14 protein-coding genes are annotated in these 12,287 nt (G+C 32.1%); 1 reads left to right on the top strand and 13 read right to left on the bottom strand.

Annotation, left to right across the window (positions count from 1 at the left end; translation table 11 throughout):
• Positions 1-244: 244 nt before the first annotated feature.
• On the top strand, positions 245-3,190 hold the full coding sequence (locus RIN63_RS11265) for a PBP1A family penicillin-binding protein (RefSeq protein ID WP_310444829.1): 2,946 nt from the start codon (positions 245-247) through the stop codon (positions 3,188-3,190).
• Positions 3,191-3,199: 9 nt separating this feature from the next.
• On the opposite strand, the gene spoVAE is transcribed toward RIN63_RS11265, so the two are convergent.
• The 13 genes from spoVAE to RIN63_RS11200 form a co-directional block, all read right to left on the bottom strand.
• Positions 3,200-3,556 carry a stage V sporulation protein AE gene (gene spoVAE, locus RIN63_RS11260; RefSeq protein WP_310444828.1) on the bottom strand — a complete coding sequence of 119 codons (357 nt, stop codon included), beginning with the start codon at positions 3,554-3,556 and terminating at the stop codon, positions 3,200-3,202.
• Positions 3,557-3,567: 11 nt separating this feature from the next.
• Positions 3,568-4,587 (bottom strand): stage V sporulation protein AD, encoded by a 1,020-nt coding sequence (spoVAD, locus tag RIN63_RS11255; protein ID WP_310444827.1) that lies wholly within the window; start codon positions 4,585-4,587, stop codon positions 3,568-3,570.
• A 4-nt stretch (positions 4,588-4,591) separates the two neighbouring features.
• Positions 4,592-5,041: a stage V sporulation protein AC gene (spoVAC, locus tag RIN63_RS11250; RefSeq protein ID WP_310444826.1), complete on the bottom strand. Its 450-nt coding sequence runs from the start codon at positions 5,039-5,041 to the stop codon at positions 4,592-4,594.
• Positions 5,042-5,054: 13 nt separating this feature from the next.
• Positions 5,055-5,468, bottom strand: coding sequence for a stage V sporulation protein AB (locus tag RIN63_RS11245; protein WP_310444825.1), 414 nt, complete (start codon positions 5,466-5,468; stop codon positions 5,055-5,057).
• Between the two features lie 14 nt (positions 5,469-5,482).
• Positions 5,483-6,106 (bottom strand): stage V sporulation protein AA, encoded by a 624-nt coding sequence (locus RIN63_RS11240; RefSeq protein WP_310444824.1) that lies wholly within the window; start codon positions 6,104-6,106, stop codon positions 5,483-5,485.
• Positions 6,099-6,263: a hypothetical protein gene (locus RIN63_RS11235; protein WP_310444823.1), complete on the bottom strand. Its 165-nt coding sequence runs from the start codon at positions 6,261-6,263 to the stop codon at positions 6,099-6,101. The genes RIN63_RS11240 and RIN63_RS11235 overlap by 8 nt, the downstream gene beginning before the upstream one ends.
• Positions 6,264-6,327: 64 nt before the next feature.
• The gene (sigF, locus tag RIN63_RS11230; RefSeq protein WP_310444822.1) at positions 6,328-7,086 is read right to left on the bottom strand and encodes an RNA polymerase sporulation sigma factor SigF; all 759 of its coding nucleotides are present in this window, start codon (positions 7,084-7,086) and stop codon (positions 6,328-6,330) included.
• A 5-nt stretch (positions 7,087-7,091) separates the two neighbouring features.
• Positions 7,092-7,529, bottom strand: coding sequence for an anti-sigma F factor (gene spoIIAB / locus RIN63_RS11225; protein WP_310444821.1), 438 nt, complete (start codon positions 7,527-7,529; stop codon positions 7,092-7,094).
• 13 nt (positions 7,530-7,542) lie between these two features.
• Positions 7,543-7,878 (bottom strand): anti-sigma F factor antagonist, encoded by a 336-nt coding sequence (gene spoIIAA / locus RIN63_RS11220; protein WP_310444820.1) that lies wholly within the window; start codon positions 7,876-7,878, stop codon positions 7,543-7,545.
• 123 nt (positions 7,879-8,001) lie between these two features.
• Entirely contained in the window at positions 8,002-8,847 is an 846-nt protein-coding gene (locus RIN63_RS11215; protein ID WP_310444819.1) for a bifunctional 5,10-methylenetetrahydrofolate dehydrogenase/5,10-methenyltetrahydrofolate cyclohydrolase, read from the bottom strand.
• 111 nt (positions 8,848-8,958) lie between these two features.
• Positions 8,959-10,455, bottom strand: a complete 1,497-nt coding sequence (locus tag RIN63_RS11210; RefSeq protein WP_310444818.1) for a Na+/H+ antiporter NhaC family protein — start codon at positions 10,453-10,455, stop codon at positions 8,959-8,961.
• A 174-nt stretch (positions 10,456-10,629) separates the two neighbouring features.
• The gene (locus tag RIN63_RS11205) at positions 10,630-11,664 is read right to left on the bottom strand and encodes a C40 family peptidase (RefSeq protein ID WP_310444817.1); all 1,035 of its coding nucleotides are present in this window, start codon (positions 11,662-11,664) and stop codon (positions 10,630-10,632) included.
• Positions 11,665-12,001: 337 nt separating this feature from the next.
• Positions 12,002-12,247, bottom strand: a complete 246-nt coding sequence (locus RIN63_RS11200; RefSeq protein WP_310444816.1) for a TIGR03905 family TSCPD domain-containing protein — start codon at positions 12,245-12,247, stop codon at positions 12,002-12,004.
• Between the last annotated feature and the right edge of the window lie 40 nt (positions 12,248-12,287).

Raw genomic sequence — 12,287 nt, 5'->3', positions numbered from 1 at the left:
GATTCAATTTATCACCTACCAATAGATCATTAGAATTTTTTTACTTCTATTTATTATATCACTAATTCAATATTTTATCTAATATAATGTATTAAGCTTCCTAATTAGGACACAATTATTAAAATATATTTCTAGTATTTTGTAACCATATTGTAATAGCTTTCTTCTATGAAATATTAACATTCTAATTTTTTTGTGGTATAATAAATAAGTTATAGCCTTTTCTCAATTAAGGAGGTAAATCATGCAAAATAATAATGAAGATAAAAGGAAGAAAAAGAAAGAAAAAAAGCAATCCACTGGGCAGATTATATCAAAGTCTTTAAAGATATTTTTAATTATATTTTTAATGCTATCTGTAGTTGTTGGGGGTGTTGTAGTTGGAGCAGTCCTATCTATTCTTAAGGATGTACCTGAGGTTGACCCTTCAGATGTAACTGCTAGCTTAGATCAGACATCAACAATAGTTGACGCAAATGGCGAATTGATTGAAAAAATTCAAACCCTAGAGTTTAGAACAATTGTAAAATTAAATCAAATGCCTAAACATCTGAGAAATGCATTTATAGCAATTGAGGATGAAAGATTTGAAACCCATATAGGTGTTGACCCTCGTGGAATAGTTTCTTCTGCTATAGATAATTTAAAGGCTGGAACAATAGTTAGAGGTGCTAGTACAATAACCCAGCAGCTAATGAAGGATGTCTATCTAACAAGAGATAAAGATTGGGATAGAAAGATCAAAGAAGCTTATTTAGCGATTCAAATGGAAAAATTACTTACAAAGGATCAAATACTAGAGGCATACTTAAACAGGGTTAATTTAGGACAGGGTGCCTATGGTGTACAAGAAGGTTCACAAACTTATTTCTCTAAGAATGTAGAGGATCTTAGTATTGCTGAAGCTGCATTGTTCGCAGGAATAGTCAAGTCACCAACTAAGTTTGCTCCTTATAAAACTGTTAGCCCTGAAAACTTCGATAGTACAAAACATTTTGAGGTTGGAAGACTAGAAATTTTAGGACAAAAATATATTGCTGTATATAATGAAGAGGCTGTAAATAGACAGAAACTTGTATTAAAACAAATGCTTAAAGTAGGAAAAATCACTGAGTCTGAATATGAAACTGCATTAAATGAAAGTATTAAAAACAATCTACAACCAGGCCAAAAGAAAATTGAAGGTATATCTTCCTATTTCACTGATTATGTAAAGACTCAAACAGTGGAAGCATTGGTAGAAAGGTTAGGATATACTAAAGAAGAAGCTCAGGATGAGCTATTAACAGGTGGACTTACTATTTATTCAACTATGGATGTTAAGCAACAAAAACTATTAGAAGATGTATATAATAATTTTACTGAGATATTAATAGGTAATACAGAAAAGATAAAAGGTCCTGTTTTAGTAGATTGGCGACTAAGTAAAGCTAATAATATATTAGACGATAAGAATAATATTATTTTTTATCATCGTGATAACTTATTTGATGAAGATTTTAATCTAAAGCTAGAAAAAGGAAGCTATGAAATCACTGATGGTAATCTATATATCAAAAATAAAAAATTATCACCTTATCCTAAACATATAGATGTAGCTGACTATTATCGTGTAGATGATAACAAAAATCTTGTTACCCATACTGTTGGTTCTATTGTCTTACCTGAAAATAAGTTTAGTATATCTGATACTAAAGAAATTACAATTAGTAGCTCATACTTAAGTGAAAATAAAGACTTCTATAAAATTGATGAGAATGAAAATTTATTAATCAATGATAAGTACTTTTTTAGGTCGCAGGATGGTGTTGTTCAACCACAATCTGCAACTGTAGTATTAGACTATTGGACAGGTCAAATTAAAGCTTTAGTTGGTGGTAGGGATATTGAAGGAGCAAGGATATTAAATAGGGCTACTGCTTCTCAAAGACAACCTGGTTCTGCTATGAAACCTATTGCGGCTTATTTACCGGCCTTAGATAATGGTTATAATGCTGCATCAATTATAGATGACATTCCCTTCTATGTGAATGGTGACTTATGGCCTAAAAACTGGTATAAAGATAGATATAGGGGTATCCATACCCTTAGACGATCTGTAGAACAATCAGTTAATGTAAACTCTGTTAAAATGGTAGAATCAGTTGGTGTCAGTACTTCTATGGCTTATCTTGAAAAACTAGGAATAATTAGCAAAACTGATCCTGATAATGATAGCTTTGTTACAGCTAAAGAAAATAGAGTTACTAATGATGAAACTTTAGCAGCATTAGGCTTAGGTGGAATGACTTCTGGTCTAACACCATTAGAAATAACTGCAGCTTATGGTGCAATAGCAAATGGTGGAGTATATATAGAACCTATAGCATTTACAAAGATTTTAGATAAAAATGGTAATGTTTTAATCGATAATATACCAAACGAAAACATTGTTGTATCCCCTCAGGTTGCTTATATAATGTCAGACATACTAAGGACAACAGTATCTAATGGTATAGCAGGAAGAGCAAAAATATCTGACATGGCAGTAGCAGGTAAAACTGGTACAACACAAAATCAAGCTGATATTTGGTTTGTAGGATTTACACCATATTATGCTACTAGTGTTTGGATAGGAAATGATTCTCCTAAAATTACTCTTACTAATAGTAGTGGAACAGCTGCCCAGTTATGGCAACATATAATGACTAAAATGCATGAAGGTCTAGAAAGCAAAACTTCATTCAATAAACCTGATAATATTGTATCGGTTAATGTATGTACTCAATCTGGAAAGCTACCAACAGAACTTTGTACTCTTGATCCTCGTGGATCTACAGTAAGATCAGAGATGTTTGTAAAAGGAACTGAGCCTAAAGAATATTGCGATGTTCATGTAGAAGTAATTGTTGATAAAACTAATGGAAAAATCGCCAATGAATATTGCCCTACAGAAAATCTAGAAACAAAAGTGTTTATCGAGCGTACACCACCTTATAATCCAAGTGAACATAATGGCATTGTACCAACAGATTTTCAATATACAGCTCCTACAGAAATCTGTGATGAACATAATGAAAACACCATAGTACCAGATCCTCTTGAAGAAGAATTTTTACCTTCATTCCCATGGGACTGGGATTGGGACTGGGATAACGATGATGATGATAGTAACAATAATGATAATAATGGAAATAGAAACGGAAACTAAGGTTAAACCTTAGTTTTTCGTTTTTGGGCTAGAAATTAATGCCATAATATAACCAAATAAAATAGCTGCTGCAACACCTCCAGCTGTTGCTTCTAGTCCTCCTGTAAAGGCACCTATTATACCCTTTGCTTTTACTGCCTCTATGGCTCCCTTGGCTAGTGAATTACCAAAACCACTAATTGGAACTGTAGCACCTGCTCCAGCAAATTTTACAATTGGCTCATATAACCCAATGCCGCCTAAAATGACCCCCGCTGTAAGAAAGGAGACAAGTATATGAGCTGGTGTTAATTTTGTATTATCTAATATCACTTGCCCTATTACACATATTAATCCTCCTACTACAAAAGCTCTAATATATTCCATTGCTTTCACTCCTAACTCTTATTTCTATCTATTGTCACTGCATGGGCTATTCCTGGGATAGACTCCCCTTGCTGAGTCATAATTGTAGAATGAAGAGCTCCTGTTGCCATAATGAGTATTCTTTTAAAAGTGCCCTTCATCATCTCCTTATATATATATCCATTTAATACAACTGCTGCACATCCACACCCTGATCCCCCTGCATGGGTGTCTTGAGCCTCACCATCGAAAATCTCTGCTCCACAATCTGTATATATGCCATTTAAATCATAGCCTTCCTTCTTCATTAAATCCAACACTATAGCCTTTCCTACTCTACCTAAATCACCTGAAGCTATTAAATCATAATCAGAAGGAGAATACCCTGTATCTTTAAAATGTGTAAGCAATGTATCAACAGCTGCTGGAGCCATGGCTGCACCCATATTAGTTGCATCCTTTATTCCCAAATCAATTATTTTACCAGTAGTAACATAGGTTATATATGGTCCACTACCATATGAAGTAAGTATAGTAGCACCTGAACCGGTCACAGTCCATTGGGCTGAAAAGTTTCTTTGATTCCCATATTCTAATGGAAATCTAAATTGCCTTTCTGCTGAACTAAAATGGCTGGATGTTGCGCATACCACATTGTCTGCAAACCCACCATCCACAAGCATGGCTCCTAAAGACAATGATTCTGTCATAGTGGAACAAGCACCATATAGTCCAAAATAAGGTATACTCAATTGTCTAGCTGTATAAGTGGAAGAAATTATTTGATTTAGTAAATCACCTGAAATCAAGTAATTTATTTCCTGATTAGTTAATCCACCATTTGATATTGCATTTTTTATGGCTTCTTCCTGTATTTTTGCCTCAGATTTTTCAAAGGATTCTTGCCCCCATTTGTCATCTTCTAAAATCATATCGAAATATTGTTTTAAGGGTCCTTCACCTTCCTTTGGCCCTACTATTGTATAGGTACTTAAAATGGAAGGCGGATTCTTAAATTTTACTGTTTGCATACCTAATCTTTTAACTGCCATAATATTATCTCCCCTTCGTAAATAATAAATATAATATTCCCACTATTACTGAACTACCTACTCCATATACTAAAACAGGTCCTGCTATAATAAACATCTTAGACGCAACTCCAAAAATGAAGCCTTCTGTCTTAAATTCCATGGCAGGTGATACCATAGCATTGGAAAACCCAGTAATTGGAATCGCTGCTCCTGCACCACCTACTTTACCAATTTTGTCATATACACCTAAGCCAGTCAGAGAAGCACCTAAAAATATCAATATTATTGATGTAGCAGTTGCAGCAGCTTTATTATCAAATCCACTTTTTGCTAACCAATTTAATATAAGCTGTCCAACTGTACATATTCCTCCTCCTACAAGAAACGCTAGTAAAATATTCTTCAAATATGTAGGTTTGGGAACTTTCTTCTCTGCATATTTCTGATAATCCTTTTTATTCATTTTGTCCATATATAACATCTCCTTATTTTATAAATATCCAGAAGTATAAGGACCCAGCTACCTTGCCTAGCATCAAGGTCCATATAATGTATTTCAAATTATCTTTTATTTTTAACTTTTTTGATAAAACTGGTATTACATTTAATACCTCTGCAAGTGCTGACGATACCATTCCTATGAATATTCCGCAGACAAAGCCCATTGGTATTGTAGTATGTTTGCTTAAACTTAGATGGAAATCTGAAAAGTATATTATAGTAAATAAAATAAAACTAGCAATTATCATATATTGATAAACTTTAATATATTCATTTGACTCACTAATCTTAATTAGCCTAGGCATTATTTGTAGTATAGTAATAAATGCTGCTGCTGCACTACCAACTGTTACGCCACCCCCAAATGCTGCTATTACTGGAATTAAGTATTTACCCATGATTACACCTCTGTTTATAGTTCTTTATTTTTTTTGACTTCATTAGATATTTGTGTTTCCATACTTTGGTCATAAAGATAGAGTTCTATCTCCATAGGGCCTGGTTCCATTTTTCTTCTCTTGCTAGAACTAATCATTCTGTTGAAAAATACAATTACCCCCACCCCTATCCCTATGGAATAAGGTATATTCATAATCAAAGGATTCTCTTCTTTTTCACCCGTTAATGTAAAATATAATTTTTCCATTGATGCCTTAGTATTCACATCTTCATGAAAATTTGTAATGGCTAAACCTGCACCAAAGAATAAAACTATACAAATTAATGTTATTTTAACAAACTCTAAGAAAGTCTTTTTAGTTTCTTGAGATTTATATTCCAATAAGATTTCTGGCTCTCCTAGCATATCTAAATCAACATTAGAGTATTTCCCTAAAACCTTTTCCGCTATTTGTATTGCAGTAATATTATCCCAATCTTCCTCTCCATTCCTGTTCTTAATAACAATGTTACTAATTGCTAATTGTAGTTCCGCCCTCGTACAAAATACTTCCCCTAGATCTTTAACTAGTACATCACTTTCAATATCAATAGAAGCTTTCTTTTTTACAGAGATATATACCTTGTCTTTATCCATATATTTTGCTCCATTCTATTTTTCTTTCAACAAAATTTGCTCTCTTAGGGATTACCTTATTTGTTGTTTGCTCTTTATACCAAAAAAGCCCAACAACTCCGATTAATCCAATAAGCAATATAATAATTATTCTTCTATAATTTAACTGATATGTCATTTAATCACCCCACTTAGATTATTATCTTCCATAATTAAAATTTAATACAAAAAAAAGGCATATATTATGCCTTTGCTAAATTTTTTCTCATTTCTTCTATTATTTTTTTTTCAATTCTCGATACCTGAACCTGAGAAATACCTAATTGATTGGCTACCTCAGTTTGAGTTTTATCCTTAAAATATCTAAGAATAATTACTTGCCTATCTCTTGGTTTCAATTTTGTTAACATATCTTTTAATATTATATTATCCACTAAATCTCTACTATCCTCTGACTCATTACTAATTTTATCTATTAAATATAGAGGTGAGCCATCATTTTGATGTACGATATCATAAAGATATTCTGGATTATATGAAGCTTCAAGGGCCATTACAATTTCTTCCTTATCTATTCCAATTTCTTCAGATATTTCATGAATTGTAGGCTCCCTTCCTAATTTTTTATATAGGCTCTCTTCTGCACCCTTTGTTCTTGCAGCAGTTTGCTTAAGAGATCTACTTACTTTAATTAATCCATCATCCCTTAGAAATCTTTTTATCTCCCCAATTATCATAGGCACTGCATAGGTTGAAAATCTAACATCAAAGTTTGAATCAAACTTATCTATTGCCTTAAGTAAACCTATACTACCTATCTGAAACAAATCATCTACCTCATATCCTCTATTCATAAATCCTTTCAATACAGATCTAATTAATCCTAAATTAGATGATACCAACATCTCCTTTGCTTCCTTACTACCTTCTTGCGCTTCTTTAATAAGCTTCATTGTTTCTTCATGGGATAATAACGCCTTTCTTTCACTACTTATACTCATAGTATCTACTCCTTATCTGAAAGGCTATTAAATCTTTTTGTCATCCTAACTATTGTTCCTTTATCTTTTATGCTTTCTATTTCCAAGCTATCCATAAAAGTTTCCATAACAGTAAATCCCATACCTGATCTCTCTAGATTTGGCTTTGATGTATAGAATGGTTCTCTAGCTTGATCTATATCTGTAATTCCTTTACCCCTATCTTCTATGATTATTTCTATCTCATCTCCACTAATCTTAGATTCAATGAAAACCAAACCTTCACCAAATTCATATCCATGTATTATTGCATTTGTTACAGCTTCAGAAACTGCTGTCTTTATATCTGATAATTCTTCGATAGTAGGATCTAATTGAGATGCAAATGCAGCAACGACTACTCTAGCAAAAGATTCATTACTTGATTTGCTTAAAAATTCTAATTTCATATAATTATTCTCCATTTTTCCATCTCCTCTATAAATTTTCAGCTGCAGATTCAATTGTTGTATAAACCTTGATTATCTTTAGTAGCCCTGACATATTAAGCATCTTATCTACATAAGAATTATCACTTATTATTGCAACTGTACCTTTTTTTTCTATACAATTTCTATATCTTCCCATAATAAGCCCAATACCTGAACTGTCCATAAATGTTAAACCCCTTAAATCCAAAATAATATTTTTCAGTCTTTGGTCAAAATATTGTTGATCTATCTTTTGCCTTAGATTTTCAGTAGTATGATGGTCTAACTCACCTTTGAATTGTACTAACAAGTTATTTTTATATTTTTCTACTGATAGATACAAAAAAATCCCCTCCTGTCTATTTTCCTTATTTATATATTCTATATAAAGAGGCGATTCTCCTTCAATGAATAATGACTATTTTTGTCATTAAATGAAAAAAAGAGTCTAAAAGACTCTTTTTCTTTACATTCTTTTGCATGCTTCTACTACATGAGAAAGAAGAAGTGATGTAGTTACTGCTCCAACTCCACCTGGAACAGGTGTAATCATAGAAACCATTTCTGATACTTCTGGATAGTCAATATCACCACTTAATTTTCCTTCACTATCTAAGCTAACTCCTACATCTATACAAATTGAATTTTTATTAAAATATTTTGCATCAAAAAATTTAGCCTTACCTAGAGCTGTAACAACTACATCAGCCTTAGATGTTATTTCATGCAAGTTTTTAGTTCTAGAATGGCAGATGGTCACAGTTGCATTCTTTTCTAATAGCATCATTGCTAAAGGTTTCCCTAATACCATTGATCTATTGACAACAACTACATTTTTCCCCTCTAATTCCACATTGTTATATAATAATATCTCCATAGCTGCCTTTGGAGTACAAGGCGTAAATCCACTCATGTCCCCTTCAAATACCTTGGCTAAATTTAAAGGATGCATACAATCCACATCCTTAGCAGGAGATAATGCTCCTCTTATCTTTGCTTCATCTATATGCTTTGGTAATGGTCTAAATACAAGTACACCTGAAATAGTATCATCTAAATTTAACTCATTCATAAAGTCTACTAGTTCTTCCGTTGTCATGTCTAGATTCTTTTCAAAAACCTTTGAATTCACACCTATTGCATCACAATTCTTTATTATGCTTTTTTCATATGAAATATCATCAGGATTATTTCCTAATCTAACAATCCCTAATGTAGGTACCTTACCAGTTTTAGAAAGTTCTTCAATATCATTTTTCATTTTTTCTTTGATACTAGCTGCTACAACATTACCTTTTAAAATCTCTGCCACTTAACAACACCTCTTTCATAATTATCTAAAGTAACTTTAATTCAAATTATAACATAATCACCTTTAATTTCAAGACCATTTAAAAAAGCACCCAAATTTGGGTGCTTTAATTTACTTAGCTTTTGAAGTTTTATTAAGATTTTTCTTTAATTGCACATCTGGTTCAGATGGCAAACCGAATAGAGGAATAAATCTGTCCCAACCAGTTAATGTCAATAACAATATTGAGACTACAGCAACTATTGCCATATAGTTATACTTCATTATATCGAACTCAACAAATTGATGTATTGGATAAATAGAATTAGCAATACCTATAAAAAATCCAATATATACATGCCATGGAATAAGTTGTGATCCAAATACTCCAAGAGCATCTGAGAATGTAGCATTTCTAAGACGAAGTTTATACATATCCTCTTCACTTGCCTCTACATTTTCATCAGTTAAATCCTTGATTATTGGTCCGATAGTAACTATTTGAGCCATTTCATCTGCTAAGGCAGCATTACCTAATATGGATAAAATACCGTTAGCAAACATTAATTGTCTTACATTTCTTACTATCTTGGAAACTAAAGTGGAAAGTGGTTTAAATGCATGCATCTTAGCCATTATACCACCAAAGGCTCCTACCCACATCATCATAACTATTACCCATGAACCTGCATCTGAAAAACCTGTTTCAATAATTCCTAAGAATGCAGTTGTGTTTTCTACTGTACCTGCTAATAAACCAAGAACATATGAGAAAATAAGTCCAAGTCCTAGACAAGCTAGTGTAGGTATTCCCTTTATAGCTGCTAATAAAACAATTATTAGTGGTAATATCATATAGAATGGTACGCCTTCTTTTACCTGATTAAGTAAATCTACTGCAGCAGGTCTTTCCTCTGATAATATAGTCCATACACTTTCTGGAATTTGGTCTATTGCATCAGCAGCACTACCAACTTCACCTGGTAAACCTAAACTAACTACAACAAATAAAATAGCTGCTAATACTAAACACATTATTGACCAAACACCTTGATGTCTAACTCTGTGTATAACTTCTACCTTTTGAATACCAGAGCTTACTACAGTAGTATCTGAAATAAGTCCAATATTGTCTCCGAAACATGCTCCACCTGCTATTGCTCCAAGGGTAATTACAGGGTCTCCACCTACTATATGGCTTAACCATAAGAAAATAGGTGCACAGGCAGCAAATGTACCCCATGATGTTCCAGTAGCCACTGATAATATACAAGAAATAATAAATGCTGTTACAGCAACAGTTTTAGCTGTAATACCAAATCCTAAAGCCATATTAATAATTGCAGCGCCAACTCCTGTTGACATAAATGCTTCTGCCATAGCATAAGCAAGCATAAGAATGAAAAATACCAATTGCATTTCCTTAACATTTTCTACTGCAGCATCTACAATATCATTGAGTTTGTACTTCTCAGTTATAGCTGCAACTATTGCTGCATAGACCGTTGCTATAGGCGCAATAACTAAAATGTCTAATGATATTCCTAAAGAACTAAATGCTTCAATATTGCTAACCATCATAAGCCCAGCTAACAATAAGATTGGTGAAAGCTTAAATAAAGCAATCATTTGATATCCTCCTTTAATTTGATTGATAAATTTTTAATAATATAATTAAAGTATAACATGATACTTAATTATCAACAACTAGTATTTCAACTACAAAATTTGGATATAACATTATACTAATCCCTACAAATACATTGGTTAATAGCTTGTCTACAAATCATAAATAATTACTTATTAATTATTTATGATTCTTCTAGCAGTTACATATCTAGCTTTATAATAAGATTCATCTAAGGAGGAAATCATAACCTGTCTTCTACCTGAAGAAGCATGTATCATATTATTATCTCCAATATACAAGCCTACATGCCCAATACCTTTTCCAGATGTTCTGAAAAACACTAAATCACCAGGTATAAGATCAGCCTTTTGTATTTCTACACCATTTTTGGCCTGATCTCGAGAAGTTCTATTAAGTTTTGTACCTAATTCATTTAAATATATTGAATAAGTAAGCCCTGAACAATCATAGCCTTTGCTTCCAGTACCACCCCCAACATAAGGCTTTCCTAATGCGTTATATGCTGATTCAATAACTCTAGTGACAGAAGATGCTCTTCTAGATACATTAGATCTAGTAGTTTTATCTTTTGTTTTCCTTAGATCTATATATGATTCATTTGCTTTAAATTCATTTCCATTTTCATCTATAATTATGTAAATATCATCTTTAAAATCTTTTATAGCTACAACTTCACCTTTAACTAAAGTATAAAAAGATTTATCATCTTTTATAACTTTGTCAACTTTTGAAGTACCATAAGATATAGATTCAGTAACTATAACCTCTACATTGTCTAATTCTATATAGCCGTTCAAACCATCTTCTGTATTGAATAATCCATAATTATTTTCGTAATTAAGCACTTGTACGATTTCTCCTATAGTTAATAATCTAAGGCTCATTCCCATAGGCTTGTCTAAAATGCTTGCTTCCTTAATAACCTTATATTTTTGAGTTGTTTTTGTTGTCCTTATCATAGCATCCAAAGGTATTTGATAAGACTTTCCTTCTTTTTCAACTATATAGTTATCTCCATTTTCCCTAATAACATTAATGCTTTCTTGTTTAATAAATTCTCCCTGTGTACCATCATCTTTTATACTAATGTAGTCTTTAACAAATATACCTGTATCTTTGAATCCTACTAAGGCTACAAGGCAGATTCCAAGAATTACAGCTGGCAGTTTGTGTTTTCTATTGTGCAATATGAACACTCCCTTAGATAAATTTATTACATATATTATTATATTCTATTGTATTAGATGGTGCAAGCTATTTATTACAAAATGATTACAAAGCTTATTGACTGTTTATGGAGATTAACCAACAAATCTATAGTTAATTCTTATGACTTTGATGTTTTGAATAATATTTTTCTATACTTGTATTTTCAGCTGAATTTTGTGATATATTTTTATATAAATAACAAACATAAAAAATTACTTAAAGAAAATTATTAAAAAACTATTACTTAAATTGTAGAATCGCTCTCTTATATAAAGAAATAAGACCTCTTACTGGGCAGAAGTCTTATTTCTTTTTTTATTTACTTGTAAAATTAGCTAAAGCTTTTGATAATTGATCTGGACATGAAGTTTCCTTATTGCCACACTTTATACCAGCTAATTTCTCTATAAGTTTGTCCACTTCCATGCCTTCAACAAGACTAGCGATGCCTTGTAAATTTCCATTGCATCCTCCGTTGAAAAACACTTTCTTTACTATGCCATTCTCTACATTAAACTTAATATCCTTTGCGCAAACTCCAGTTGTTATGTATTCCTGCATTTGTCTATTTCCTCCTTGTAGTCAAGTTTCAAGATACATT

It is taken from the genome of Tissierella sp. (genome assembly GCF_031460495.1).
Classification (GTDB): Bacteria; Bacillota; Clostridia; order Tissierellales; family Tissierellaceae; genus JAVKTS01.
The sequence above is the reverse complement of the archived record's forward strand: the minus strand, read 5'-3'. Positions and strand labels throughout refer to the sequence as shown.

Excerpts from the sequence above, each read along its gene's own strand:
- RIN63_RS11265 (WP_310444829.1), top strand. The coding sequence starts at position 245 with ATGCAAAATAATAATGAAGATAAAAGGAAGAAAAAGAAAGAAAAAAAG.
- spoVAE (WP_310444828.1), bottom strand. The coding sequence starts at position 3,556 with ATGGAATATATTAGAGCTTTTGTAGTAGGAGGATTAATATGTGTAATA.
- spoVAD (WP_310444827.1), bottom strand. The coding sequence starts at position 4,587 with ATGGCAGTTAAAAGATTAGGTATGCAAACAGTAAAATTTAAGAATCCG.
- spoVAC (WP_310444826.1), bottom strand. The coding sequence starts at position 5,041 with ATGGACAAAATGAATAAAAAGGATTATCAGAAATATGCAGAGAAGAAA.
- RIN63_RS11245 (WP_310444825.1), bottom strand. The coding sequence starts at position 5,468 with ATGGGTAAATACTTAATTCCAGTAATAGCAGCATTTGGGGGTGGCGTA.
- RIN63_RS11240 (WP_310444824.1), bottom strand. The coding sequence starts at position 6,106 with ATGGATAAAGACAAGGTATATATCTCTGTAAAAAAGAAAGCTTCTATT.
- RIN63_RS11235 (WP_310444823.1), bottom strand. The coding sequence starts at position 6,263 with ATGACATATCAGTTAAATTATAGAAGAATAATTATTATATTGCTTATT.
- sigF (WP_310444822.1), bottom strand. The coding sequence starts at position 7,086 with ATGAGTATAAGTAGTGAAAGAAAGGCGTTATTATCCCATGAAGAAACA.
- spoIIAB (WP_310444821.1), bottom strand. The coding sequence starts at position 7,529 with ATGGAGAATAATTATATGAAATTAGAATTTTTAAGCAAATCAAGTAAT.
- RIN63_RS11210 (WP_310444818.1), bottom strand. The coding sequence starts at position 10,455 with ATGATTGCTTTATTTAAGCTTTCACCAATCTTATTGTTAGCTGGGCTT.
- RIN63_RS11200 (WP_310444816.1), bottom strand. The coding sequence starts at position 12,247 with ATGCAGGAATACATAACAACTGGAGTTTGCGCAAAGGATATTAAGTTT.